At 63.4% G+C, this 26,972-nt stretch carries 23 protein-coding genes; 14 read left to right on the forward strand and 9 right to left on the reverse strand.

Translation table 11 applies throughout. The annotated features are described in order from the left end of the window. Positions 1-3: 3 nt before the first annotated feature. Positions 4-2,109: a CHASE2 domain-containing protein gene (locus MQW79_RS01150; protein ID WP_476586332.1), complete on the forward strand. Its 2,106-nt coding sequence runs from the start codon at positions 4-6 to the stop codon at positions 2,107-2,109. On the opposite strand, the gene MQW79_RS01155 is transcribed toward MQW79_RS01150, so the two are convergent. The 7 genes from MQW79_RS01155 to MQW79_RS01185 all read right to left on the reverse strand — a co-directional run bounded on the left by MQW79_RS01155 (position 2,106) and on the right by MQW79_RS01185 (position 8,332). Beyond that, positions 2,106-2,231, reverse strand: coding sequence for a hypothetical protein (locus MQW79_RS01155; protein ID WP_476586334.1), 126 nt, complete (start codon positions 2,229-2,231; stop codon positions 2,106-2,108). The genes MQW79_RS01150 and MQW79_RS01155 overlap by 4 nt on opposite strands. A gap of 122 nt (positions 2,232-2,353) precedes the next feature. Next, the gene (locus MQW79_RS01160; protein ID WP_476586335.1) at positions 2,354-3,469 is read right to left on the reverse strand and encodes an ABC transporter ATP-binding protein; all 1,116 of its coding nucleotides are present in this window, start codon (positions 3,467-3,469) and stop codon (positions 2,354-2,356) included. Beyond that, entirely contained in the window at positions 3,469-4,206 is a 738-nt protein-coding gene (locus MQW79_RS01165; RefSeq protein ID WP_476586336.1) for a tyrosine-protein phosphatase, read from the reverse strand. Before MQW79_RS01165 ends, MQW79_RS01160 begins: the two co-directional genes overlap by 1 nt. Then, positions 4,206-5,081 carry a carbohydrate ABC transporter permease gene (locus MQW79_RS01170; RefSeq protein WP_476586337.1) on the reverse strand — a complete coding sequence of 292 codons (876 nt, stop codon included), beginning with the start codon at positions 5,079-5,081 and terminating at the stop codon, positions 4,206-4,208. The genes MQW79_RS01165 and MQW79_RS01170 overlap by 1 nt, the downstream gene beginning before the upstream one ends. Next, positions 5,071-5,991 carry a carbohydrate ABC transporter permease gene (locus tag MQW79_RS01175; RefSeq protein ID WP_476586339.1) on the reverse strand — a complete coding sequence of 307 codons (921 nt, stop codon included), beginning with the start codon at positions 5,989-5,991 and terminating at the stop codon, positions 5,071-5,073. The genes MQW79_RS01170 and MQW79_RS01175 overlap by 11 nt, the downstream gene beginning before the upstream one ends. A 118-nt stretch (positions 5,992-6,109) precedes the next feature. Next, positions 6,110-7,399: an ABC transporter substrate-binding protein gene (locus MQW79_RS01180; protein WP_476586340.1), complete on the reverse strand. Its 1,290-nt coding sequence runs from the start codon at positions 7,397-7,399 to the stop codon at positions 6,110-6,112. A 66-nt stretch (positions 7,400-7,465) separates the two neighbouring features. After that, the gene (locus tag MQW79_RS01185) at positions 7,466-8,332 is read right to left on the reverse strand and encodes a metallophosphoesterase (protein WP_476586341.1); all 867 of its coding nucleotides are present in this window, start codon (positions 8,330-8,332) and stop codon (positions 7,466-7,468) included. 148 nt (positions 8,333-8,480) lie between these two features. On the opposite strand from MQW79_RS01185, the gene MQW79_RS01190 reads away from it, so the two are divergent. The 6 genes from MQW79_RS01190 (at position 8,481) to MQW79_RS01215 (ending at position 15,728) form a co-directional block, all read left to right on the forward strand. Further along, a complete protein-coding gene (locus tag MQW79_RS01190; RefSeq protein WP_476586342.1) occupies positions 8,481-9,050 on the forward strand; it encodes a TetR/AcrR family transcriptional regulator in 570 nt (189 codons plus the stop codon). 207 nt (positions 9,051-9,257) lie between these two features. Next, positions 9,258-10,256 carry a glutaminase A gene (gene glsA, locus MQW79_RS01195; RefSeq protein WP_476586343.1) on the forward strand — a complete coding sequence of 333 codons (999 nt, stop codon included), beginning with the start codon at positions 9,258-9,260 and terminating at the stop codon, positions 10,254-10,256. Positions 10,257-10,486: 230 nt separating this feature from the next. Continuing rightward, entirely contained in the window at positions 10,487-12,037 is a 1,551-nt protein-coding gene (locus MQW79_RS01200) for an AbgT family transporter (RefSeq protein ID WP_476586344.1), read from the forward strand. 37 nt (positions 12,038-12,074) lie between these two features. Next, positions 12,075-13,277, forward strand: coding sequence for a M20/M25/M40 family metallo-hydrolase (locus MQW79_RS01205; RefSeq protein WP_476586345.1), 1,203 nt, complete (start codon positions 12,075-12,077; stop codon positions 13,275-13,277). A gap of 16 nt (positions 13,278-13,293) precedes the next feature. Then, on the forward strand, positions 13,294-15,126 hold the full coding sequence (locus tag MQW79_RS01210) for an SLC13 family permease (RefSeq protein WP_476586347.1): 1,833 nt from the start codon (positions 13,294-13,296) through the stop codon (positions 15,124-15,126). Between the two features lie 77 nt (positions 15,127-15,203). After that, entirely contained in the window at positions 15,204-15,728 is a 525-nt protein-coding gene (locus MQW79_RS01215) for a hypothetical protein (RefSeq protein WP_476586348.1), read from the forward strand. Between the two features lie 40 nt (positions 15,729-15,768). On the opposite strand, the gene MQW79_RS01220 is transcribed toward MQW79_RS01215, so the two are convergent. Then, positions 15,769-17,694: a DUF5054 domain-containing protein gene (locus MQW79_RS01220; RefSeq protein WP_476586349.1), complete on the reverse strand. Its 1,926-nt coding sequence runs from the start codon at positions 17,692-17,694 to the stop codon at positions 15,769-15,771. 7 nt (positions 17,695-17,701) lie between these two features. Continuing rightward, positions 17,702-18,742, reverse strand: coding sequence for a LacI family DNA-binding transcriptional regulator (locus MQW79_RS01225; protein ID WP_476586351.1), 1,041 nt, complete (start codon positions 18,740-18,742; stop codon positions 17,702-17,704). Between the two features lie 301 nt (positions 18,743-19,043). Between MQW79_RS01225 and MQW79_RS01230 the strand changes: the two genes are divergently transcribed. The 7 genes from MQW79_RS01230 (at position 19,044) to MQW79_RS01260 (ending at position 26,972) form a co-directional block, all read left to right on the forward strand. Then, positions 19,044-20,387 (forward strand): extracellular solute-binding protein, encoded by a 1,344-nt coding sequence (locus tag MQW79_RS01230; RefSeq protein WP_476586352.1) that lies wholly within the window; start codon positions 19,044-19,046, stop codon positions 20,385-20,387. A gap of 228 nt (positions 20,388-20,615) precedes the next feature. Continuing rightward, positions 20,616-21,560, forward strand: coding sequence for a carbohydrate ABC transporter permease (locus MQW79_RS01235; RefSeq protein WP_476586353.1), 945 nt, complete (start codon positions 20,616-20,618; stop codon positions 21,558-21,560). Then, positions 21,557-22,387, forward strand: a complete 831-nt coding sequence (locus tag MQW79_RS01240; protein WP_476586354.1) for a carbohydrate ABC transporter permease — start codon at positions 21,557-21,559, stop codon at positions 22,385-22,387. Before MQW79_RS01235 ends, MQW79_RS01240 begins: the two co-directional genes overlap by 4 nt. A gap of 6 nt (positions 22,388-22,393) precedes the next feature. Further along, positions 22,394-23,497, forward strand: a complete 1,104-nt coding sequence (locus MQW79_RS01245) for an ABC transporter ATP-binding protein (RefSeq protein WP_476586355.1) — start codon at positions 22,394-22,396, stop codon at positions 23,495-23,497. 148 nt (positions 23,498-23,645) lie between these two features. Then, the gene (locus tag MQW79_RS01250) at positions 23,646-25,049 is read left to right on the forward strand and encodes a CehA/McbA family metallohydrolase (RefSeq protein ID WP_476586357.1); all 1,404 of its coding nucleotides are present in this window, start codon (positions 23,646-23,648) and stop codon (positions 25,047-25,049) included. Position 25,050: 1 nt separating this feature from the next. Then, a complete protein-coding gene (locus MQW79_RS01255) occupies positions 25,051-25,905 on the forward strand; it encodes a sugar phosphate isomerase/epimerase family protein (protein WP_476586358.1) in 855 nt (284 codons plus the stop codon). Next, positions 25,902-26,972: a Gfo/Idh/MocA family protein gene (locus MQW79_RS01260; RefSeq protein ID WP_476586359.1), complete on the forward strand. Its 1,071-nt coding sequence runs from the start codon at positions 25,902-25,904 to the stop codon at positions 26,970-26,972. Before MQW79_RS01255 ends, MQW79_RS01260 begins: the two co-directional genes overlap by 4 nt.

Raw genomic sequence — 26,972 nt, forward strand, 5'->3', positions numbered from 1 at the left:
AGCATGGGCAGGCGCGGCTGGCTGGCTTTCCTCTTCGGCCTCCTCGTCATTGCCGGCCTGACGCTGCTGCGCGCTGCCGACCCCTACGTGCTGGTGGTCGCCCGCGAAGCCACGTTCGACACGTTCCAACAGTTGCGCCCGCGCGAGGCGCCGGAAGACCTGCCGGTTCGCATCATCGATATTGATGAGTCCTCGCTGGCCGGGCTGGGGCAATGGCCCTGGCCGCGCTCCACCATGGCAGAAATTTCAAGACGCCTGACAGAGCTCGGCGCCGCCGCCATCGCCTTCGATCTCCTGTTCAGCGAGCCCGACCGCCTGTCGCCTGCGGCGGTTGCGGGGGAAGGAGCGGACTACGACGCCGAATTCGCCTCTGCCCTGGCCTCCGGGCCAACCATCCTTAGTCTTGCCCAGAGCCGGCGGGCGGCGAATACCGACCTGGCACCAAAATCGGGCCTCGCGACGACGGGGGCCGACCCGCTGGCCATGATCCCGGAACTTGGTGGGGCGGCGCAGCCGCTACCTATCCTCGCCGAGGCCGCGCCCGGCCTTGGCGTGGCCAGCCTCGACCGCGATGGAGGCGGCATAGCGCGACGCCTGCCTGTCCTCTGGCGCAACGGTGACTCGGTCCTGCCGACGCTTTCTGCCGAAGCCCTGCGCATTGCGCTTGGCGTCTCGACGCTTGTCGTGATCGGCGACAGCGCGGGTGCCGGAACCGTCGAACAGCTGCGTATCGGCGATTTCGCCGTGCCCACGGGCCCGACCGGCGACATCTGGCTCTACTATCGCCACCTGCCGCCCGAGATCTACGTGCCGGCTGCCGACCTGCTCGCCGATGACTATGCAGATCTGGCCTCGCTGGTCTCTGGCCACATTGTCCTTATCGGCGCATCCGCCAGCGGGCTGCTGGATATTCGAGCGTCCAGTCTCGGGGTCGCCGTGCCCGGCGTTTCTATCCACGCCCAGGCGCTGGAGCAGATGCTGACCAATACCTACCTGCAACGCGCCGACTGGGTCGCCGGGCTTGAGATGGCGATTTTCGCGCTGGCCGGGGTGCTGATCGCGCTGGCGGTGATCTTCACCGGGCCCGTGGCCGGGCTTGCCGTGTCGCTCGCCATCGGTGGCCTGCTCATCGCCGTCAGCTGGTGGGCCTTTTCGGTTCCGCGTCTGCTGATCGACCCAAGTTTTGCCCTTCTGGGGGCACTGCTGCTCTATGCTGCCATGGCCTTCTTCCGGTTCGCCATCACCGATGCTGACCGTCGGCGAATCCGCCGGGCTTTTGCGCACTATGTCGAGCCGTCCCTGCTGGCCCGGATCGAGGCCGACAACCGCCTTCTCCGCCTGGGCGGCGACGTGCGCGATCTGACCGTCATGTTCTCGGACATCCGCAACTTCTCGGCCCTGGCAGAGCGGACGGGGCCGGCGGCGCTCGTCGCCATCCTCAACCGCCTGTTTGCCGCCCTTGGCGCTGCCATCGTGGAGCGGCAGGGCACGATCGACAAATTCATGGGCGATGCCGTCATGGCCTTCTGGAACGCGCCTGTCGACGTCGAGCGCCACGCCGAACGGGCGTGCCTGGCCGCGCTGGACATGCGCGATGCCCTGGAAAGGCTCAATGCGACCGAGCGGGAACCCATTTCCATCGGTATCGGTATCGCTACCGGTCCGGCGCTGGTCGGCAATATGGGGTTCGAGCAGCGCTTTGACTATTCGTGCATCGGTGACACGGTGAATGTCGCCAGCCGTATCGAAGGCATGTGCCGGATTATCGGCCACGACATCCTCGTCACCGAGGCGACAGCTGCCGCAGCGACGGAGCTGGCCTTTCTTCCGGCCGGCGCCGTTGAGCTCAAGGGCATGAGCCACCGCGAGCCGATCTTTGTGCTGGTGGGAGATGGCGCCGTTGCGCGCTCACCCCAGTTTGCGGCCCTGGCTGATGTCCATGCCGGCCTCATCGCCGACCTGCAATCCGGACGCGATCCGGCGCAATCGCTCGACGCCTGCCGGCGCGCAGCGCTCGACGTAGACGCGCGGCTGGGCAGCTTCTATGCCGCCTGCACGGCGCGCGCAGCGGATTTCTGCCTGGATGGGGAGGCGCGCCAGTCGGCCTAGACGCGGCCCTGTCCGAGCAGCACCATGGCGAAGAGAAACAGCGCGCCGAGCACCCAGATGGCTCCTGCGAGAAGCGAGAAGCCTTCGATGAAGTCGAGGCCGTGATCTTCGTGATTGTCCATGTGCTGCGCTCCTCCTGCAGTTGGGCCGATTCCACTCGACCACCCTCCGGCCACAGTCAATTACAGCCCCGCGCACAAGGCAAGGGGCAGGGGGCGCGGAATGAGCCGCCCCCTGCGGGCGGTCACTGCGCCGCCGCCAGCGTGCGGGCGGCTGTCTCTGCCCGCGCGGGCTCGATGTCGATGCGCTGGCCGGTAATGCGGTCGAACACGTGCAGATCGGCCTGGTTGAGCACCAGCCTGACCTCGCGTCCTTCATAGGGCTCGTCGCCCGGCGGCAGCACGACGGCGATCTCGGTGTCCTTGAGGTTGCAATAGGCGATGCGCGAGCCACCCAGTTCCTCAACCAGTTCGACCGTCGCGGGCAGGCCATCTTCGCCGAGGGCGGCAAAGGTAATGGCTTCGGGACGGATGCCCACGGTGATCGGCGTACCCTCTGCAAGCCCCGCAAGGCGCAGGATCGGACGCCCGGTGGCATCCAGCGATACCTGCCCGTCCGCACCCATCGTCGCTTCCATCAGGTTCATGGCCGGGGAGCCCATGAAACCGGCGACGAAGACCGATGCGGGCCTGCGGTACACTTCCGACGGCGAGCCCACCTGCTCGATGCGGCCGGCATTCATCACAATCAGCATGTCGCCCAGGGTCATGGCCTCCACTTGGTCGTGGGTCACGAAGATCGAGGTGGCGTTGAGCCGCTTGTGCAGGCGCTTGATCTCGATCCGCATCTGCACGCGCAGCAGGGCGTCGAGGTTGGAAAGCGGCTCGTCGAACAGGAAAACTTCGGGTTCGCGCACGATGGCGCGGCCCATGGCCACGCGCTGGCGCTGGCCGCCCGAAAGCTGGGCCGGTCGGCGGTCCAGGTATTCGGTGAGGTTGAGGATGGCCGCGGCTTCTTCCACGCGCCTGTCGCGCTCGGCTGTCGGCACTTTGGCAATTCTGAGCGGGTAGGCGATGTTCTGGCGCACGCTCATATGCGGGTAAAGCGCGTAGTTCTGGAACACCATGGCGCAGCCGCGGTCGGCCGGATCGATGTCGTTCATGGTGACGCCGCCGATGGAGAGAGTGCCTTCGCTGATGTCTTCGAGGCCGGCAATCATGCGCAGTAGGGTGGACTTGCCGCAGCCCGAGGGGCCGACCATGACGACAAAGGCGCCATCGGGGATGGTGACATCCACGCCATGCAGCACCTGCTTGGAATCATAGGTCTTCTTCAGTTGCTTGAGGACGAGCTCGGCCATCAAAACTCTCCCGTGAGACGGTTGCGCAAACGATCGATGGTGTCATCGGACAGGCCGATGGCCTTGAGATAGGCGAGGGCCGAGCCGTGGGTCTTTTCGATATAGGCGATGGTCTCGACCATTGTGGACGGCTCTGCCCCGAGCAACGGACGGAAGGCCTCGAGGTCGGCGCCATTGGCGGCGGCGTGGGCCGCGATCTCGTCGACCATGGGCGCGATCATTTCGGCGGTAAGGGCATAATCCGAGACGATCAGCGCGGCCTCGACATCGGCCAGCGCCAGCAGCAGGGCCGAAATGATGCCGGTGCGATCCTTGCCGGCGGTGCAGTGATAGAGCACCGTGCCCTCGGGCGCGTCGGCAATGATGGTCAGCACATCGGCAATGGCAGACTGGCGGGTCTCCAGCGCCAGGATATAGAGCTCCAGCAGCAGGTCCTGGCCCGGCTTGGGCGTCGGCGCGAGCTGATCGAACAGCGACACATTGTGATAGCGCACGGCCGGATTGGCGTGGAACGGGTTCGGCTGGGTGGCCAGCTCGCCCGGATGACGCAGGTCGATGACCGTGGCGACACCGGCCTCGACCAGGGTGCCCATGCCATCGGAGTCGAGGCGGTGCAGGCCGTCGGCCCGCAGGATGCGACGCCAGCGGGTTTCCCCGGCCGGGGTGACATAGCCGCCCAGGTCACGGACGTTGAAGGTGCCCTTGACGGGCAGGTGGCGGGTGAAGGGGGCGTTCATCAGCGAATTCCTGATTTCATGAAGGACTGGATGACCTGGCGCTGCAGGACGATGTAGATGAGAAGAACCGGGAGGCTGGCCAGGGTGGAGGCAGCCATGAGTGGTCCCCACTGGTTGCCTTCGGAGCTCATGAACATCTGGATGCCGATCTGGATGACGCTGTTGTCAGCCGTGCGGGTCAGCAGCAGCGGCCAGAAATACTCGTTCCAGGTCGAGATGAAGATGAGGATGGCCAGCGAGGCGAGGGTGCCGCGCAGGTTGGGTGTCATCACTTCCCAGAGGATCCGCCACGAGCTGGCGCCGTCCATGCGGGCCGCTTCGACGACTTCCTTGGGAAAGCTGCGCATGGCCTGGGCCAGCAGCAGGATGGCGAGCGCCGAGGCAAAGTTCGGCAGGATCAGGGCTGCAATGGTGTCGAGCAGGCCCATCTGTGCAATCAGCAGGTAGTTCGGGATCATCACGACCTGGAAGGGCACCAGCCAGGTGAGGGCAACCGCCGTATAGACCAGCTTGTCGCCCGGAAATTTCCAGCGGGCGAAGGCATAGGCGGCGAGAAGACCAGTGAACAGCTGCACGATCGTGGTCAGCACCGACACGACCAGCGTATTGACCAGCATCCGCATGATCGGAATGCTGTCGAGCGCATAGGTGTAGTTGTCGAGCGACATGGTTGATGGCCACAGGCTCGTCTCGAAGATCGCATTGGCCGGGCGGAACGACGTCGCCAGCATCCAGTAGACCGGAAACAGGCAGAAGATCGACAGCAGAACCATGACGAGGTGGCCGGCGGCGCTGTTGAGGCCAACGCCTTCGGCAGCCTTGCGGCGGAGAGGGCGCGCCGTAGCGAGCGGCGCATGGAGTGCTTCAGTTGTCATGGAAGGAATACCTGTCGATGAGGCGGAACAGCACGAAGGCCAGTGCGCCAAAGCCGAGGAACAGGATGACCGCCGCGGCCGAGCCCCAGCCGACCGACATGGTCGAGAAGCCGAAATCCCACAGCAGATAGTAGATATTGGTGGTCGCCCCGAGCGGGCCGCCGCCGGTGAGCACGTTGATGTAACTGAAGCTCCATTGAGCGCCGAGCAGGATGGTCATCATCACGAGGAAGAGCACCGAGGAACTCAGGAGCGGCAGGCGGATGTCGCGGATGATTTCCCACTTGCTGGCCCCGTCCATGCGGGCCGCCTCGATCAGCGCCGGATTGATATTGGCGTTGGCGGCCGAGAGGATCAGCGTCGAGAAGCCGATGAGCTTCCAGCCGGTAATGGCAATGATGGTCCAGATGGCGACGCGCGGGTCGGATAGGAACTTGATCGGTTCGGCACCAAAGAAGCCGATCAGGGCATTGACCATGCCGTAGTTCGGATCGAGCAGCCAGCGCCAGACGGCGGCCGCGACGACGGGGGCGATGATCATCGGCACGAAGATGATGGCGCGGTAGATATTGCGCCAGCGCGGCGCCAGGTCATGCGTATAGATGGCCAAAGCCAGCGGTATCAGCACCGCCAGCGGCAGCAGGCCGACGACATAGACGCCGGTATTGCGCAGGGCCTGCCAGAATTTTGGCAGGGCAAAGATGCGCTGGTAGTTTTCCCAGCCGACAAAGGTCTGGGGCGAGGTCGGCAGCATGTTCCACTGGAAGAAGCTCAGGCGGAACGCGTCCACCAGCGGCCAGTAGATCCAGACGGCGAGGGTGAGGATGGCCGGAGCCATGTAGAGCCAGGGCGACCAGCGTGGCCGGGCAAGGCGTCGCCTCTGGACGGGGGCGGATGCAGCTAGGGCCATGTCACGCTCCGAGGGTTGGAGAAAATCTTGTGAGGTTCGAGCGCTTGGCTCCCCCACCCTTGATCCCTCCCCCTTGTGGGGAGGGAATGAGGGTGGGGATATCGGCCGGTGCCGACTTCTAGGGCATCAGGGACTGGGCGTTGGCCTGGGCGTCGGCCAGGGTGGCAGCGACGTCAGCGCCGCCGAAGACCGACATTTCAACCGCGTCCATCATGGTCTTCATGATCTGGCGATAGTTCGGGCCCGGCATCGGATCCCAGGGTTCGAGACGGTCGAGCTGCTCCAGGTTCGGCTGCACCAGCGGGTGCTCGGCAACCCAGGCCTGGAGGTAGCGCGGATCATCGACGATGGCGGGACGCAGCGGCAGGTAGCCGATTTCCGAGGTGATGATGGTGTAGCCATGCTCGGAGGTCAGGAACTTCATCAACTCCCAAGCGGCGCGCTGCTTCAGCGGGTCTGTCGTATGGATGGTGAGGGCCGAGCCCGAATTGTTCGGACGGGTGGGCTTTTCGCCGAAGCGCGGCATGGTGGTGGCGCGCAGTTCGTAGTTGCCGGCAGCACCGGAAACGAGCGAGGACTGCAGGGCCGAGGTCTGCAGGTACATGCCCAGCTTGCCCGCGGCCATGCCTTCGATGGCGCCGGCGAAGTCGTAGTTCTCATAGGCGCCGGCATCATAGAGGTCGCGCAGCATCATCACCGCCTCGACCGCTTCCGGTTCGGCGAACTTCATGGTGGTTCGGTCGCGCGAGATCACTTCGCCATTGTTGGAGCGGACCACGCCCTGGAACAGCCAGTCGACGGCGCCGGGGCCGGTAATGCCACCGGTGAAGCCCTCGGCATCGGTCTTGTCCTCAATGGCGAGGGCGGCGGTCTTCAGGTCTGCCCAGGTCTGAGGCGGGGCATCGGGATCGAGGCCGGCGGCGCGGAACAGGTCGGCATTGTAGAACAGGACCGGGGTCGAGAACGTATAGGCCAGGCCATAGGTCTTGTCGTTGAGCACGCCCAGCTTGGTGCCGTTGGGATGCATGCCTTCCATATGGCCGGCGATTTCCTCGGCTGGAGCGATGTCCTCGAGCGCCTGGGCGCCAAAGTTCTGCACTGCGAAGTCGAGGTCGGAAAACACGGTCTGCACCAGGTCAACCGGCATTCCAGCGGCGAGATCCGCCTGGATGCGGCTGGCATCGGCGCTGGAATAGCCGATGCCTTCGACGGTGACGTTCGGATTGGCTGCCATGAACTCGGCAATGAGCTTCCTGGTCGCGTCCGCGCCGAGGCCCGCACTGGCCAGGTTGTAGTTGTAGAAGGTGATGGTGACCGGCTGGTCGATGGTCGGGGCCATGGTCTGCGCCAGGACCGGGGTCGAGATTGAAAGCGCGAGCGCGCCGAGCAGGAAGGACTTGCGGTTCATCGCAATTCTCCAGTGAGGGGGGATTAGGGACAGGGGCCCTGCGGGGGCCCGGAATGGTCTTGGGCGCTACTCGGCGGCAGCCAGGCTGGCCTCGTACTTCTTGAGCATTTCGGCAAAGTCGGCGAAGCGGAAGCTCATGATTTCCTTGGGGTCCTTGCGCAGCGGCGCGAAGGTGATGGTCAGGCCCGAGGGGCGCACCGTGCCGATGGCGAACGACGCGCCTTCGTAGCCGCGCAAGCCTTCATGAAGCCAGAGGACGTCCGTGGCGGCATGCTGGCCGATGCCGACCACGACCGGAATGCCGTACCAGTTCGAGACGCGGTCATAGTGAATGTGGCCGGAGAGGATGCCGATGACAGTCTTGCCTTCCACGGTCTGACGCAGGGCCTCGGTGTCGGCAATGGAGAGCGACTCCCATTCCATGGCCGGGTTGTCGTCCAGCGCCGGCGCATGGTGCATGACGAGGAGCTTTGGCAGCTCGGCATGGTTTTCGAGTTCGGCCTTCAGCCAGTCGAGCTGGCCCGGCTCGAAAGAGCCTCCGATCTTGGCGGGCACCGAGGTGTCCAGCGTGATGATGTGGATGCCATCGATGACCTGGGCATGGTCATAGGGAGCCATGGCATGGCTGTCGTTGCCGAGCATGGCGGGGTAGAAACCTTCGCGCTTGTCGTGATTACCAAGGGCGAACAGCACCGGCATGGTGAGTTCGGCTTCGGTAAAGATGGTCTTGAGCGCTTCATAATCAGACTCGCCGCCACGATTGGTCAGGTCGCCACTGGCAACGATAAATTTCGGCTGCGGCACCAGCTTCTTGACGTCGGCAAGGATGGCCGCAAGCGTCGTATTGGTGTCGGAATGCAGGTGATCGTCGGGCACGCTCGGGTCGCCGACATGAAGGTCGGTCAGGTGCACGAAAGTAACGAGTTCGGACATGCTGCTCTCCTGAAACAAATGAGCCTCGTCAGAGGCTTCAGGTTATTTTTTAATCCGATATCGCAGAATGGGTCGTTTCCCTCTTGCGCCGGAACAGATGCCTAGCTAGCCTCTCTACATGACAGGTGAATGAAGGTTCATTCAGTTTATGGACGTGACCCCAGACAAGCGGGAGCGGATCATCGCCGCCGCTTCGAGATTGATCGTGAAGAACGGGCTGCATTGCTCCATGGCCGCCATCGCCGAGGAGGCAGGCGTGGCCACCGGCTCGCTCTACAACTATTTCGATTCCAAGGAAGCCCTGGTTCTGGGCGTCTACAGCCGCATGGCCGAGCAGATGACCGAGCGGCTTTCTGTCACGCCCGATCCGAACAGGACTCCGGTCGAGCGCATGCAGGTCTACATTGCCGATTATGTCGATTTCATCTGGTCCGATCCGCAGCGGGCCCGTCTCTTTGACTATCTCGAAAACAATCCGCTGATCACCATGGCCGACGCCAAGGCGATTTTCGGCGCCTTCGTCGACTATGCCATCGTGCTGATCGAGGCAGGGCAGGTCAGTGGGGACTTCCGCGCCGGTTCGCCCACCATGATGGCGAGCTTCATTCGCGGGGCGATCCGCAACACGCTGAAGCGCCGCCGGCTCTATACGGAGCCGCTGTCCGACGCCGAGCGCAGTCTCGTCATCGAAATGTGCTGGCGCGCCATCGCAGCGTGAGACGTCTGGTGACGCAAGTTCCGGTATGGCTTGCGTCCCAGGGCTTTGACGTCTGTCCCGATTTCAGTGACTGCGGACGTCCCGCAATGTTGCCGTGCAACCGGATGAAACCTGCCGCGTTCGGAGTAGCGAGGCCAAGCGCCCGGGCGTGGATGGGCGATTGACGCGGGGGCTGCGGCGGCGCCTGCTGACCGGGACAGTGTAGCGATGACTGGCAGCACACCTGCCTATGTCTCTACCGGACAGATGCCGCCAGCAAGCGAGATCGATCGCCTGCTCGAACAGGCTTACCGGGAAAGCCGCGATGACAGTTCGGGCGACGTCTCGACCGTCTATCCGGTTCTTGCCGATACGGACCCGGACCTGTTCGGCATCGGGGTCGCCAATATTGATGGCCGGGTTCACGCTGTCGGAGACGGGAATCGGCCGTTTCCGATCATGAGCGTCTCCAAACCATTCGTCTTCGCGCTTGTCTGCCAGTCACTGGGGCCGGACGAAATGCGCGCCCGCGTCGGCGTCAATGCGACCGGCTATCCCTTCAACGCCCTTTCGCCGATCGAGCTTGGCGAGGACGGGAGGACCAACCCCATGGTCAATCCCGGGGCCATCGCAACCACCAGCCTTGTTCCCGGGACAACGCTGGGGGACAGGTGGGCCTTTGTCCAAGAGGGCCTTTCGGCCTTTGCCGGACATGCGCTGGACTTGAACGAGAGCGTGTTCGCCTCCGCCATGGCCAGCAATTTCCGCAATCGTGGCATCGTCCACCTGCTCCAAAGCCTCGGACGTATCTACAGCGATCCGGCTGAGGCGCTGGAGCTCTACACCCGCCAGTGCTCGCTCGATGTCACGGCCATTGATCTGGCGGTGATGGGCGCGACGCTCGCTGATGGTGGGGTCAATCCGATGACCCGTCAGCAGGTCGTTGGGCCTGCATCGTGCCGCCACACTCTGGCAGTGATGGCCACTTTGGGTCTCTACGAGACCTCGGGCGATTGGCTCTACGACGTCGGACTGCCCGGCAAGAGCGGAATTGGCGGCGGCATCGTGACGGTTGCCCCGGGCAAGGGCGGCCTTGGCACCTATGCGCCGCGCCTCGATGCGGCTGGGAACAGCATCAAGGGGCAGAGGGTAACCCGATACCTGTCCGAGCAACTCGGTATGGGCCTTTTCGCATCAAAGCCTTTTTCTGAAGAGCAAGATCAGTAGGGAGAAATTAGCAGGTCCAAAAACTCCTATTACACTCCGCTAAAAATTTAAAATCACAAGAGTAGATTCAAGTGGCATTTTCGCTGCTTAATTTCTGTTGCCTTGTTTACACTAAGGTGAAGTGTATTTAGGTGATGTTATAAAGAGAGATAACTTCATCTGTTGATGAATACTTGTGCTTTATGCTAATGTGTTCGGCGCATGGGCCTTTGATTGGTAAGGTCTTGAATATGTCGTCGTCCGAGAAAGCTGAGAGCAAGTCGGTCATCCAGCGTTTTCTGGACGCCGTCGAACGTGTCGGAAACAAGGTTCCCCATCCGGTTGTCATCTTTCTCAACCTGATCGCGATCATCATCGTGCTGTCCGTGCTGCTGAGCCTGTTCGGCGTGACGGCGATCAGTTCCGTGATCAATCCGGAAACCGATGAGGTCGAGGAACTAGTCATTCCGGTTCGCAGCCTTCTCGATGCCGATGGCATCCGCTTCCTCTATGAATCCCTGATTCCCAATTTCATGGGCTTCACGGCGGTCGGCCTGATGATCGGCGCCATGATCGGCGCCGGCGTGGCCGAGGAATCCGGGCTCGTCTCCGCGCTGATCCGCAAGCTTGTCGCCGTGGCACCCGGCTGGGCGCTGGCCTATATCCTGGCCTTTGTCGGCATTCTTTCCAGCGTGGCCGCAGATGCTGGCTACCTGGTCCTTCTGCCGCTCGCCGGGGTCGCCTTCCTGACGGTGGGGCGAAATCCGTTGGCCGGCCTCGCTCTCGGTTTTGCGGCTGTCGCCGCTGCCTTCACCGTGAACATGGTGATCAAACCGCTCGATGCCGTTCTGGTCGAGTTCACCAATGACGCCGCCCAGCTCATCGACCCCAACGTGCAGGTGGGGCTGGCGTCCAATATCTGGTTCTCGTTCGGCTCGGTGCTGTTCCTCACGGTGGTCATCGCCGTCATCAACAACCGGCTCATCGAGCCCCGCCTGGGCACCTACGACCCGAGCCGGGCGACACCGGGCCACGAGACGGCCAGCTCGGGCCTCACCGAGGAGGAGGGCAGGGGCCTTCGCTTCGCCCTCTTCGGGCTGATCGGGCTGGTCGCTGTGTTTGCCGTGCTGACCCTCCCGTCTTGGGGGCCTCTCCGCGATCCCGAAACCGGAGACCTGATCGGCAACTCGCCCTTCATGAACAGCCTGATCACGCTGATCATTCTCGTGTTTCTGGTCTCCGGCTGGGCCTATGGCATCGGCGCGGGCACGCTCAAGACCCTGTCGGATGTGATCAAGGCCATGGAAAAGGCCGTGACCGGGCTAGGACCGACGATCTTCCTGTTCTTCGTCCTCAGCCAGTTCGTCGCCTATTTCACCTATACCAATATCGGCACCGTACTGGCGCTAAGCCTGGGCGAGGCGCTGCAGAGCGCCAATTTCGGCCCCCTGCCGCTGCTGCTCGGCTTCATCATCGTCGTTGCGGTGATCGACCTGCTGCTGACCGGAGCCATCGCCAAATGGGCGATTTTCGCGCCCATCTTCGTGCCTTTGCTGATGCAGCTGGGGGTCGAGCCCGAGGCGGTTCTGGCGGCCTATCGGGTCGGTGACTCGCCGGTCAACGCCATCACCCCGCTCAACGCCTACTTCGCCCTGATGGTCGGCTTTGCGCAGAAATATGACCGCGATGCCGGGGTCGGCACGGTGGTCTCGCTGATGCTGCCCTATACCGCGATCATCTTCGTCCTTTGGACCATCATGTTTGCCATCTGGCAAATGGTCGGCTTGCCCTGGGGGCTCTGACCGAGATTGCCTCACGTTCAACCAGGCAGGTGAAACCATGAATGAGCACGCCATTCCACTGGATGTCGAAGCAGCCGAGCGGCGCCTGCTGGAATTCCTGTCTGTCGAGGGGATCACCGGGCAGGAGGCCAACATTGCCGCCGCCGTCCGGGCAGCACTTGTCGAGGCCGGTGTCCCCGAAAGCGCCATCCGCTTCGACGATGCAAACACCCGTATCCCGCTGCCGACCGAGACCGGCAATCTGATTGTCACCCTTCCGGGAACCCGGCCGGGCCCGCGCCTGCTCTATTCGACCCATCTCGATACAGTGCCGCTCTGCGCCGGCGCCAAGCCGCGCAAGGAAGGCGACCGGATCGTTTCCGATGGCACGACGGCCCTGGGAGGCGATGCGAGGACCGGTGTCGCCGCCCTTGTGGTCCTGGTCGAGACCCTGTTGCGCCATAACCTGCCGCATCCGCCCATCACCCTTCTCTTCACCGTGCGCGAGGAGAGCGGCCTGCATGGTGCGCGGGAACTCAATCCTGCCGAGCTGGGCGGGCCGGTCATGTGCATCAATATCGATGGACAGGCCTCCTCCGATCTTATCCTCGGGGCCGTGGGACAGGAAAACTGGGAGGTCGAAATCATCGGCAGGGCCTCCCATGCCGGCGTCGCCCCGGAAAAGGGAATCTCCGCCACGCTGGTTGGTGCCATGGGGCTGGCCGAGGCCCGCAGGGCCGGCTGGTTCGGTAAGGTAGTCAAGCCGGAAGGGCGGGGCACCAGCAATATCGGCGTCTTCGGCGGCAAGGACGGCAAACCGGCAGGCGACGCCACCAATGTCGTCACCGACTATGCCTGTTTGAAGGGCGAGGCGCGAAGCCCCGACGCCAGTTTCGCCCTGCGCATCGCTAATGCCTTTGGCGCGGCGTTTGACCTTGCCAGGGCCGAAGTCACCGATGCCGAGGGCGAGACTGCCGATGTCAGGTTCACGCGCGTGACCTCCTATCCGCCCTTTGAACTCGACCGCGAAAGCGCCCCCGTCCGCCGCGTCGCCACGGCCATGGCACAGCTCGGGATCACGCCCGACTACCAGTTCTCCAACGGTGGCCTTGACGCCAACTGGCTCGACAAGCACGGCGTTCCCACCGTCACCATTGGCGCGGGGCAGGCCGAAATCCATACGATCAAGGAATATGTCAACCTGCCCGAATACGAGAAGGGTTGCCGGCTCGCCATCCTGACCGCGATCCTGCCCGACTGACGCGAGGATTTCAGGCATGAGCGACATGGCCACTCTCGCCGTCATCCTGGCCATCGCCGTAGTGCTGTTCATTTCCAACAGGTTGCCGGTCGTCATCGTCGCCATGCTGACGACACTGGCCCTCTGGCTGACAGGCATCCTGACGATCGAACAGTCTCTTGCCGGCTTCGGCGATCCGGCGGTCATCTTCATTGCCACCCTGTTTATCGTCAGCGCAGGGCTTGAGGCGACAGGCGTCACTGCATGGGCCGGGCAATTGCTCATCCGTGGCGCTGGCGAGACCAGCCGGACCCGGCTCTTCGTGCTGATGATGCTGCTGGTCTCGGTGCTGACGGCCCTGATCAGCGTCAATGGCGCCGTTGCGGCGCTGCTGCCCGTGGTCGTCGTTACCGCCGTCCGGCTGCGGCGCAAGGCGTCGCAGATGCTCATGCCGATGGTCTTTGCGGCCCATTCCGGCTCGCTGCTCGCCTTGACCGGTTCACCCGTCAATGTCCTCGTGTCCGATGCCAGCCATGAGGCGGGCACGGGCTATTTCGGCGTCTTCGAATTTGCCCTGGTCGGCGTGCCACTGCTGGCCGGCACCATGGCCATCATCATCCTGGCAGGCTCTCGTCTGCTCCCGGAGCGCGATGGCGCTTCGATGCCGGCCGATTTCAGCCGCCACGCGCGGACGCTGGTCGAGCAATATGGGCTGGCCACGGGGGTCAACAGCCTGGTCGTGCGGGCGGGCTCGCCGCTCATCGGACAGGCGCCCAGTCATATCGATACCGCGCCGTGGCCCTTCCTCAACATTGTTGCGGTGCAGGACGGCGACAAGGCCAGGCCGTTGCGCCGCCGCGCCATGGCCGAGGGCGATACGGTCATCGTCAAGGCCGAGCCCGAACTTGTCGCGGCTTTCTCGCGCGAAATGGGTCTCGCCCTTGTCGATTCCGAAACGCAGGATGGCGCGGACATGCTCTACAACCGCCGTTCGGGCCTGGCCGAAGTCATTATCCCGCCGCGCTCGGGGCTGGTGGGCTACAAGGTTTTTCCAGGAATGGTCACCAAGAGTGGCGACCTGATCATCCTTGCCGTCAGCCGGGCCGGCAACGAAGTCGAAATGCCGGCCAGCGGTCGGGATCGCGGCTATGTCGCGCTTCAGGCGGGCGATACGCTGCTGCTGCAGGGGACCTGGAAGGCGTTGGATGAAAACCTGCCCGACCCCGATGTGCTGGTCGTCAGCTCCCCGGAACTGGTGCGCCGCCACGCTCTGCCGATGGGGCCGGGTGCCAGCCAGGTCCTGATCATCCTGGCCATCATGGTGATCCTGCTGGCGACGGGCTTCGTGCCACCCGCAGTTGCCGGGCTGATTGCGGCCGGCGCGGTGATCCTCACGGGGATCATGAGTGTCGATCAATCCTACCGCGCCATCGAATGGACCACGGTCATTCTCGTCGCGGCGCTCATGCCCCTGTCCACCGCGATGGTCGAGACCGGCGCGGCTGAATATCTGGCGAGCGAACTGGTGCGATACCTCGGTGATGCCGGGCCGCTTGCGCTCCTGGCAGGATTGTTTGTCCTGACGGCGATCATGGGCCAGTTGATCAGCAATACCGCCACGGCCCTGATTGTCATCCCCATCGGCGTTGCGGCAGCGGCCGCCATGGGCATTTCGCCCCGCCCGGTGTTGATGAGCACGGCCGTTGCCGCCGCCGGAGCCTTCCTCACGCCGATTGCCACGCCGACCAACCTGATGGTGATGGCTCCGGGCGGCTATGCCTTCGGTGACTACTGGAAACTGGGACTGCCGCTGATGCTGTGGTTTTTCATCATCGCGGTATTCGTCGTTCCGCTGATCTGGCCATTCTAGCGACAGGAACTGACCCCGCCATTCGACGTTTCAAAAGATCGACCTTGAGCAGGGCTCGAGAACCAAGGGAGACAATGATGAGCATGCCCAGCAAGGCGGAAGCCAGCCTTCTCTCACACGAGGAACTCGAGCTTGTGCGGCAGTCGCACCACCCAGCGATCTACGAATTGTCCCGCGAGGAGTTGAACGCATTGCGCAGCCGCACGCGGGACATGCGCGAAAAGGAAAAGACCCAGGCGCGTCAGCGCCGCCGCGAAGTGCGTGGCAAGGCCGATCCGCGGGGCGGCAGTTTCGCTGGCACGGCGGAGCACGCCCAGCGTCGCAAGCAGGTCTTCGCCGGTGCGGTGAAGCGGTTGAACGCCGAAACCCACCGCCTCGACAAGCTCGCCGCGCGCGCGACCCTCTCGGACAATGCCTATCGCGCGCTCGCTATGCGCAAGGCCGGGGAGGCGAGCAGGCATCCCGATGCCGGGCGCACGTCGCGTTCGGGCATGGTCTCGGTCAGCAATGCCAAGGCCCGCACCAAGGTCAATCCGGCCAAGGTCGGCAGGGTTTCGCAGGCCAACAAGCGGAGCCAGGCGGCCAAGGACGCGCGGGCCTAGTCAGCCCGGGTCCGGTCCTGGAGGTCGATGATGAACGGCTCTAGCGGGAAGAAATCTCCACAATGAAGCGGAAGGCGGCGCTGCCTTCCCACCACATCGGGAAGTTGGTGCCCCATTTGTTGTTGTAGAGATTGAAGCGCAGACCGGCGCTGAAATCAGGCCGCTCGGGCTGGAACGGGATAAAGGGCGAGCCTTCAGGCGAGACCAGCATGCTGTCCAGCGGCTCGATCAGGATGCCGTCATTGCGCGCGGCCTCGACCGCCTGCAACTGGCCGCCGCCGCGGCGGACAATGTGTCGGCTGTCGTGCCAGAGCCCCATTTTCCGCAGCGCCCATCCACCTGATTGGGCCGGTGTGACACTGAGAAAGCCCGCTTCCGGCATGCGATTGGCAGGCTTGTCGTGAAGGGACAGCGTCACCTCCACCCTCTCGTCATCAAGCGCGCGCAGGCGATAGCTTGCTCGCCGGGGCGCGCCGAGCGCCGCATTGGCATCCTCGGGCATGTCGCTCCATGCAATATCGCCCGACACGCCCCTATGCCGGGGGGCGAACGGCGCCGTCCGGGCGGTTTTCGCTGCGCCGAGGCCCGGCTTGTCGTGGTCGAGAATGGCCCACTCGTCGCGATGCTGGAGATAGCTGTCGAGATGCTTCTGCAACTCCTGCCAGTCATAGCTTTCGTGCCGATACGCGAAGAGAGCAGCCTTCTCCCCTTGGACGATATGACCGTTCGGCGCGGTGATGCGCACAATGTCGCCGGTCGTGGGCTCGAGATCGGCTGACCAGCCATCGGAAGCAATCTGCGTACCCGCCAGCGGCTCGGCCGGAAGCGTCGGAACCTGTGCGTCGAGTGCCACAAGCGCCGCCTCGGCCTCGGCCCGGTCAGCCGCAGCCAGATTGTTCATGGCCGTTGTCATGTAGGCGCGCTGTTCGGCCCAGGATTGCTCGGCATAGGCGAAGCGGTAGTCTTGTCTTCTGGCGGCCTCGAAATCGGCGCGGTCCCAGGCCTTCTCGTCCCGCAGGTAGGTCTTGATGTCGACGCCCCAGGTGTGCTCGGCGACCATGGTGAGATCCCGCCCGAAGGCCAGACGTTCTGGCGTTGGCGTTGCCGTCCAGCCCTCATAAAGCCGCCCGAGCGTCCGATAGCGGGCGAGCTTTGCCGGGTCGGTCGCGGTGCCGTGGATCCAGCTGTCGCCGATCTCCTCGGTCACCACTGGCAGGCTTTCGCGCCGCGCCCACATTTCCGCGCCAAAGGCATCAAGCGTCGACGCCTTGATTCCGGCGCCCGGATTGGCGTGATGCATATGCCGCAGTGCTTCGACCGTCTGCCCCACGCTTTGCGGACCGATATTGTCATTGGTGTGGGCAAAGCTGAGGCCAATATCGTCGCCGGCGGGAAAATCGGTGGCACCGTAGGAGGCCTGGTACATGACCACGACTTCCTCGCCCCCCGGCGCGCGCCAGCGGAAGATTGGCGGTACGTCCGGCACCGGGCTGGCCGTGTTGACGCCCAGATGCAGGAACCGAATGCCCGCCTCGGTCAGCAATGGCACCATGCCCAGCGTATGGCCGGGCACGTCGGTCATCTTGGCCGCGATGGTCTTGCGGCCAAAGCGCTGGTCCAGCTCCGCCGCATAGGACAGCCCGGCACGGAAAAGGGCAGGGGTCATCAGCTCGGTATGAGTGGTGAAGGGCAGGCCATGCCAGACGATCAACCCGCGCTCGATCGCCTGTTCAAGACGCCGGACCCTGTCCTGCGGCTGGGAGTTGAGGTGGTCCCAGATCAGCCACGCGCCGGTGGTCCAGATGAAGGCAGGAGCCTCGGGGTTCTCGTTGAAGAAATGCTCGCCCGTGGCCACGGCCTGCGGGATGAACTGCTCATGATACTGCCGGCGCACGCGGGCGGCGTGGTCGGTGAAGCCAATATCGAGATGCGTCTTGAAGACGAGATGGATGGTTTTCTGGGTCATGGCCGGATCAGCCGACGGTGCCGCGCACGACAAGTCGGGTATTGAGCGTTTCTTCGAGGCAGGGTGATTGCGGATTGTTGAGACGTCGCAGGATCAGCCGCACCAGCGCGCGAACACGCTCGTCGAGGTCGAACTTGACCGTCGTCAGGTTGTAGCTCTTCCAGTGGGCCTGGGCGATGTCGTCGAAGCCGACGACCCGCACATCCTGCGGTACCCGCATTTGCAGCGTGTGGCGGAGCGCATCCATGGCCCCGAAGGCGCTGACGTCATTGGCCGCGAAAATCGCATCCGTACCGTCGCCGACCCGGAACAGGTCGATGGTCGACTGATAGGCCGCGTCATAGCCGAAATCGCCCTGGATCACCGTGGGCGGGGTCATGCCGCGATCAGCCATGACCTTGCGCAGGGTGGTTTCGCGGGCAAGGCTGGCGCGCGACTTGCTGACGCCAGCCAGATAGGCAATGCGTTCAACGCCATAGCCCTGGAGCAGCGCCACGGCCTGATCGATGCCCTCATATTGAAGGATATTGAGCCGATCAAACAGCGGTCCACTGTCCTGCGGTGCGGGGTCTCCGGGCAGGGGATAATCGACATAGATGGGCACGGCCCGGTCAAGGAAGCGCGTCAAGGTCGTGGGTTTGACATTCTCCACGAAGGCGATCACCGAGTCCGGGTTGAAGCCGCGCATATAGGCGAGCAATTGCTCGTCCATGGAATAGTCAGTGCGGGTCTTGAACAGCAGCGTGGCAAAACCCTCTGCCTGCAGGGCCGTGGTCAGGGCATCGATCTCCTGGCTTTCCCAGTTGCTGCAGACGTCGGGCACGATGACGCCGACCAGATGCGTGCGCCCGCTGACCAGCGCCCGCGCGGCGCGGTCCGGCGTGTAGTTCAGCTCCTGCGCGATCTTCAGGATCAGCTCGCGCTTTTCCGGCTTGAGCGAAGTGTGCGGATTGAAGGCACGCGACACGGCAACGCGCGATACCTTGGCGCGCGTCGCCACCATTTCGGCCGTCGCCCGACTCCGCGGTGTTCCGGTCGTTTCGGTCACCGCACCCTCCTGCCCAAATGCGAAATTTGAAAACGTGTTCAATCTGTTCTGACTTTTGCTCGCCAATGTCAAGCTGGCGCCACGCTCCTTTCGTGGCAACTGATTGCCAGATTGTCACCAGAATGTCGTTAAGAGCTGCCAAGAACCGGCCGCTCCGTTTTGTCTGCACTCTTCGCCCGCGAATTCTCCGCATTGACGAAAAGTGAAAACGTGTTCATTCTGAATCGGTCGGATGCTGAGGAGCCATCCGGCCAACCGGCTACCGGAGAATTCGGAGCCACCATTTGGGAGGATATCTTCGATGAACAATCGTATGCGTGCGCTTGCGCTCGGTCTCTTGGGCGCGACGTCCATGGCCGTACCGGCCTTTGCCGTGGATCTCGACATCACCTGCCGCTGCGTCATCGGCGGCGTGAACAGTGCGACCGCGCAGTGGCTCGAAGAAAAGGTCATTCCGGCCTTTGAAGCCGCCAATCCGGACATCAATGTCACGCTCAACCAGTTCGGTGGCGAAGATGCCCAGCTCACCCAGCAGCTGGCTCTCGATTTCTCCACCGGTGCGGGCCCCGACATCTCGGCCTTTGACGGCTTCCTGATCCCGGCTTTCGCGGCCGGTGGCCAGCTCAAGTCGCTCGATGAGCTGATTGGCGACGACTATGCCAACTGGGAAGGCTGGGATCATATTTCCGACGGCATCCGCTCGATCATGTCCTATGACGGCGAAACCTACGGCATTGGCCTGGGGACCGACGTGCGCATGATCTTCACGCGCAAGGACCTCTTCGAAAAGGCCGGCCTTCCGGCCGACTGGCAGCCTTCGTCCTGGGCTGACGTGCTCGATGCCGCCCGCAAGCTCAAGGAATCGGGCGTCGAAGCCCCGCTCCAGCTCAATGCCGGCGTCGCCATGGGTGAAGCCACCACTATGCAGGGCTACTGGATGGCGCTGCTCGGTACGGGCGAAGGCGTCACCGACGAGAGCGGCAAGTTCATCGTCGAAAGCCAGGGCATTCTCGACGTGCTCAACCTCTACAAGACCGTCTATGTCGACGAGGGCCTGGGCGACCAGCGCGCGCAGCTCCTGGCCGATGGCCGCAATCGCAGCTTTGCCAACTTCCGCGATGGCAAGACCGCCATGCTGGTCGAGGGCGACTGGTTCTATCGCTCGGTCACCGCGCCGGGCGCCGAGTTTGAAGTCGCCGATCGTGACAATGTCATGAGCTGGGCCAAGATGCCGGCCCAGGAACCGGGTGCGGCCATTCGCGGCCAGGACTTCGTCTCCATCTCGGGCGGCACGGGCTTTGTCATCAACCCGAACACCGATGCGCCCCAGGAAGCCTGGAAGCTGCTCAGCTTCATGATGAGCCAGGAGCAGATGACGGCCTTCCAGGACTATCAGCCGGGCATCCGTTCGCGCGATGACGTGGCCATTCCGAACAGCCCGTTCCTGACCGAAACAAGCCAGACGCTGCTGCCGCTGACCACGGCCCGGCCGAACAACCCCAACTACAATGCGGTATCGCAGGAAATCCAGCGCATGACCGAAGCCGTGGTGTCGGGCGAGCTGTCGCCGGAGGAAGCCATGGCCCAGTACAAGGCCGCGGTGACAGGCATTGTCGGTGAAGAAAACACCGTGAGCCTGCTCTAGTCAGCTCCCAGGCGTCCCGGCGCTTCTTTCGGGCTTGACCCGAAGGGTGCGCCGGGTGCTGCGGGACGCCGCCAACTCATCCAAACCCACATTCCGTCCTCGGCTTGATCCGAGGACCCCTCGACACCTGCACAAGCTTTGCGTGGCCCTCGGGTCAAGCCCGAGGGCGGCGCCGTGGCGTGGCGCATGCCAGGACCCGCCGATGCCTCAGACACAGGCCAAAGAAATATGACCACCGAACCCCTCACCACCGAACCCAAGCGCAAGGTGCGCAATTTCGCCCTGCTGTCCAATCGGGCCGGCGCCGCCTTCATGCTGCCGGCCGGTCTGCTGGTGGCGGTTTTCGTGATCATTCCCTTTTTCTGGGTGATCTTCGTTTCATTCACCAATCGCACGCTGATCGGGCCCACGGCACTCAATCCGCAATTCGTGGGCCTGGGCAACTATCTGGCGCTGTTCGATCCGGCGACCTTCTTCCAGCGCGGCCAGTTTGGCTTCTCGCTGATCCTGACCACCCAGTTCGTGCTGGCCTCGGCGCTGCTCGGTCAGGCCTTGCTCGGCTTGCTTCTCGCCTGGCTCATCCAGACCGTGCCGCCCTGGGTCAAGCGCATCACCGAAACCTTCGTCATTGCCGCCTGGATCCTGCCCGAAGTGGTGATCGGCTTCGCCTGGTTTGCCTTCCTCGACTATGACAACGGCACGTTCAACATGCTGCTCGAGGGCCTTGGCCTGCCGCCGGGTGATTTCCTGCTGCAGCAGCCCTTCTGGGTCATAGTGGCATTCAATACCTGGCGCGGCGCTGCCTTCTCGATGATGCTGTTCAACTCGGCCTTTTCATCGATCCCGCCGAGCTATTTCCAGGCGGCCGACGTCGCCGGTGCATCGAGCTGGCAGAAATTCCGCGATATCGGCCTGCCGCTTATCCGCGGCCATATCGTTACCGATCTCATCCTCATCACCATGTGGACCTTCAACACGTTCACGCCGTTCCTGCTCACCAATGGCGGGCCGAGCTACCGGACGGAACTCGTGTCCATCTACAATTACCGCGTCGCCTTCCAGGACTTCCAGTTCGGCAAGGGTGCTGCGGTGGGCGTGATCATGATGCTGATCAACCTGGCCTTTGCGCTGATCTATCTCAGCCTCGGCCGCAAGAGGGCACCCAAGTCATGAAGCTCACAATTCCCGCTTTCGTCGGCCGGATCGCCTTTTCGGTCCTGGCGGCCCTGATCGGCGCCATCTTCGCGCTGCCGCTCATCTGGTTCCTGTTCGCGCCCTTCAATGCGCGGGCCGAATTGGGCCTGGCCATTCCCGATCCCTGGACGCTCTCCAACTTCGTCACCGTCTTCGGCAATTCCTACGCGGTGCAGGCGCTGTGGAACAGTTTCATCCAGGCCACCGGCGGGGTCATCCTCGTGGGTGCGGCGGCGACGCTGGCAGCCTATGCCCTCAGCCGATCCTCGGTGCCCGGCAAGGGCGCGGTGACCTATACGCTCCTGCTGTTTTCCTCGGTGGTATCAGGCTCAGCCGCCATGGTGCCGATCTTCCTCATCATCTCGGCCATGGGGATCATGGATACTCATGTCGCCGTCATCCTGACCTTTGCCGGCGGGCTCCTGCCCACCGCCATGTTCATCCTCCGCGACTTCATCGACTCGATCCCGAAATCCTATGAGGAAAGCGCCATGGTGGCGGGCGCCTCGCCGGTACAGGCCTTTTTCGACGTGGCCCTGCCGGTGATCCGTCCCGGCATTGTCGTGGTGGTGGTCTGGGCCTTCGTCAACATCTGGGGGAGCTTCCTTATCCCCTTCATCCTCTTGCGCAGCTCGGACAACATGCCGGCTTCGGTGGCGATCTACTCCTTCTATTCGGAAGCGGGCACGCCCATCGTCACCCTCTTGGCTGCCTATGCGCTCATCTATTCGCTGCCCGTCGTGGCTCTCTATCTCTTCGTCAGCTGGAAGTTCGGCTTCCGGTTCTTCGGCGGCATCAAGGCTTGATCATCCATGGCTTCAGTTGAATTCAGAAACGTCACCAAGAGTTTTGGCAATTTCCACGCCGTCTCGGACGTCAATTTCGATATCGGCGACGGCGAATTCGTCTGCCTGCTCGGCCCCTCGGGCTGCGGCAAGACCACTTCGCTGCGCATGATGGCGGGCCTTGAAACGCCGACCTCGGGGCAGATCCTGATCGGTGGCCAGGAGGTTACCCATCTTCATCCCAAGGACCGCAACATTGCCATGGTGTTCCAGGACTATGCGCTCTATCCGCACATGAACCTGGCCGACAACATTGCCTATCCGCTGAAGGTGCGTGGCGAGCCCGTCGACAAGCGCCACGCCCGGGCCCGCGAAGTGGCCGACGTGCTCAAGATCGGCCACCTGATGGATCGCCTGCCGAGCCAGATTTCCGGCGGTCAGCAGCAGCGCACGTCGCTCGCCCGCGCGCTGGTCTATCCGGCTAAGGTCTATCTCTTCGACGAGCCGCTCTCCAATCTCGACGCCAAGCTGCGTCTCGAAGCGCGCGGCTTCCTCAATCACCTGCAGCGCGACATGGGCATGACGGCGGTCTATGTGACCCATGACCAGGCCGAGGCGATGGCGCTGGCCACCCGCATCGCCGTGATGGACCAGGGCAAGATCGTACAGTTTGCCTCGCCCATCGAGATCTACCGGCGGCCTGCCACCACCTTCGTCGCCAATTTCGTCGGCAATCCGCCGATGAACCTGGTCGAGGTGGAGGGGACGCAGCGCGATGGTCTGCTGGCACTCAAGGGCGACGGCCTCGCCATGCAGCCGCTGCCCATGACCGACGCCATAGGCAAGGCCCTGGCCACCAGCAGCAAGCTGACGCTGGGCGTGCGCCCCGAGCACCTGGCGCTGGCCGGGCAGGGGGCCGATAACACCATCGTCGCGCCGCTCTTTGCCAACGAGAATATGGGCCCCGAAAGCCTCGTGACCCTCGACCGCGGCGAAGGCGCCCGCGTCACCGCCCGCATTTTCACCGACGACCACCTCGACGTCGCCGACCAGGTGACGCTGAGCTTTAGCGCCGAGCACGTGCACCTCTTCGACAGCACGGGTCATCGCATCCCGGCCGTGGGGGAGTGATGAGCGCTCTTACCCCTCTCCCCTTGCGGGAGAGGGTGGATCGCGCGCAGCGCGAGACGGGTGAGGGGTTTCTTCGCAGATCCCCACCCCTCATCCGCCCCTTCGGGGCACCTTCTCCCGCAAGGGGAGAAGGAAGAACGGGGATACCATGAAAACCATCACCACCCACATCACCCGCGCCGACCAGGCCGCCAATCCCTACTTCTACATCCCCTTCGACGTCCCCTCGGGCACGACCCGCATCGATGTCACCCTGGCCTATGCCAAGGCCGAGGACTGCATCATTGATCTCGGGGCCTTCGATCCGCGCGATACCGGCTATCCGACGCAGCATGGCTTTCGGGGCTGGAGCGGCGGGGCGCGGGACCGCTTTTTCATTGCGACCGACGATGCGACGCCCGGCTATATCCATGGCGAAATCCAGCCGGGCAGCTGGAATGTCATTCTGGGCCTCTACAAGGTCCCCGAAGCTGGCGCCGATGTGACGGTCACCATCAGCCTCGACGCCACCCCGCGCAAACTTGAGCCCCAGCCGGCGCGAACCTTCCCTGTCCGCAAGGGTGAGGGCTGGTATAAGGGCGACCTGCATTGCCACACCTGGCACTCTGACGCGCGCGGCACGCCTGAATTGCTGCATGCGGCGGCCAGGCAGGCCGGGCTCGATTTCCTCGCCATTGCCGATCACAACACCACCACCCAGCGGCGTTACTTCCACCCGCAGTCGTCCCCCGACCTGGTCTTCCTCCGCGGCATGGAAGTCACCACTGCAGTCGGCCATGCCAATGTCTTTGGTGTCGACAACTGGATCGATTTCCGCATGACCAGGCCCTCGGATGCGCATGTGCTCGAAAAGCTGGTGCATGATCAGGGCGGTCTGCTCTCGATCAACCACGACAAGCCGACCATTCCCTGGGACTACGATTTTCCTGCGGCCGACTGCCAGGAAGTCTGGCAATCCACCTGGCTCGCCTGGAACTGGGTTTCGCTGGAGCGCTACCAGCAGCGCCTCGCATCGGGCATGAAGCTCTCGGCCATTGGCGGTTCGGACTATCATCAGCCCGATCGCCTGTTGCCTGAGGGGCCGCTGGTGCTGGCGCGGCCGACCACGGTGTTCTGGCTGCCTGAGCTGAGCGAAGACGCGGTGTTGTCGGCAATGAAATCGGGGCATGGTTATGTCACCGAAAGCCCCAGCGGGCCGCATCTCGAAATCCGGGTCGGAGACGCCGTCATGGGCGGCACGGCCTCCAGCATTCCCAGCGTCGATGTCGTGGTTCGCGGCGCACCGGGCGACCGCCTGGTGCTCATTGATGCCACCGGTCCCATCGCTGATCTCGTCATTGATCGCCAGGACTGGTTGGTCACCGTACCGCTTTCATCGGCGTCAAAATTCGTCCGGGCCGAAATCGTCGCCGAGGCCAGCCGGCCGGCACTGATCGCCGAATTCACCGCTGCTCTGGACGGTCGCGAGCTGCCCTGGCAGCTCAAGGGCGCGGACCTCGAAACCCAGCCGATCCGGCGCGCGCTGAGCAATCCCATCTATATCGAGTCATGACATGCTGATCGGCAACGCCCCCTGTTCCTGGGGCATCAACTATCCCACCGGCAACCGCTACACTTGGCAGGCCTATCTCGACGAGGTCGCCGCAGCCGGCTATCGCGGCACCGAACTCGGACCCTTCGGCTTCCTGCCCAGGGACGCCGCCCTGCTCAGGAATGAACTGGCCCGCCGTCGGCTGACGCTGATCGGGGCGACTCACGTCCATGTCTTCAGTGACGCGTCCTCGGGGCCGGCCTTCCTTGAAACTCTGCGGGACCTCGCCTCGCTCCTCGTCACTCTGGACGCGAAGCACCTTGTGATCATGGATGAGAGCAACGCCTATCCCAAGGGGCAGGAGGGTGTCCTCGATGCGCAGGGCTGGCGCGGTCTCGTCGGTATGGTGCGCGATGCCCAGTCGCTGGTCGAAGACGAATACGGCCTGACCCTGAGCTTTCATCCCCATATCGGCACCGCGGTCGAAAAGGAGGACCAGATCGAACGTCTCCTCGCCGATACCGACATCGATCTCTGTTTCGATACCGGCCACCACGCCTTCTGGGACCAGGACCCCATCGCCTATATGGAAAAGGTCTTCCCCCGCATCGCCTATATGCACCTCAAGAATGTCGATCCCGCTGTCCGGGCCCGCGTCCTTGCGGGCGACCTCTCGGTCGCGGCCTCCTATGGCGCGGGCGTCATGTGTCCGCTGCCCGATGGGGCCGTCGATATCCAGGCTGTCATGCGTCTGCTTGCACGGCGCGGCTTTGCCGGTCCGGTCGTGGTCGAGCAGGACGTTGCCGACAATGCCGCAGAGACACCGTTGCAGCTGGCCGCCCGCAATCTCGCTTTCATGAATGGACTTGCCGCATGACCACGCCAATCAAAGTCGGCCTCATCGGACTGGGCGAAGTTGCCCAGCTCATGCATCTGCCATTGCTGGCCGATGACCCGCAATTTTCGATCACTGCCATCACCGATGTCTCGCCGAGCCTCGTCGACTACGTCGCGCGCCGCTATGGCGTCGCACATGTGCATGCTGATGCTAACAGTCTGCTAGCAAATTCGGACCTCGACGCCGTCTTCATTCTGACGCCGGACCACCTTCACGCCGACCTGCTCGAAAAGGCCATCCACTCGGGCAAGCATGTCTTCATCGAAAAGCCGGCCTGCCTGACCGCAGCCCAGCTCGAGCCCTTGCTCTCCCTGCCGCGCCGGACCGGCCAGGTTGTGTTCGTTGGTTATATGCGCCGGTTTTCCAAGGCTTTCCTTGAACTCAAGGCGCGCCTGCCGGCGCGCGAAACCATCCGCCACGTCCGTATCCGCGACATTATCCGCGAGGCGCCGTTCTTCGTGGCGCAGACCCGTAACGTGTTCAAACCAAACGATGTTTCGTCCGATCTGATCGCGGAAGGTCGCGCCCGTACCCAGGCCATGCTGCGTACGGTGATGGGCGAGGATTGCCCGCCCGATGCCCTTCGCGCCTACCAGGTACTGACCGGTCTTTCATCCCACAGCATCTCGGCCATGCGTGAGCTTCTGGGCCTGCCCAAGGGCGTCCTCTACGCCACCCAGCATGGCGGGGAGACAGTCATCGCGCTCTTTGACTACGGACATTTCACCGCGCTCTACGAGGCCGTCATCGATGATGTCTCGCGCTTCGACGCCGGCATCGAAGTGCTGACCCAGAGCCAGCACTTCAAGCTCAATTACGACACACCCTATATCCGTAACCTGCCGACACGCCTCGAAATTACGTCTTCAACGGCGACTGAAACCGGCACGGAAGTCGTCGGGCCAATCTATGAAGATCCCTTCCGCATCGAGCTTGGCGCCTTCCGCGACAGCGTCCTTGCCGGCACGCCCAACAAGACCACGCTCGAAGATTCCCTGGAGGATCTGAAGCTCTTCGCCCAGATCGGGCGGCACTTCCGCACCTGA

Source organism: Devosia sp. Micro-HW1 (genome assembly GCF_056341075.1).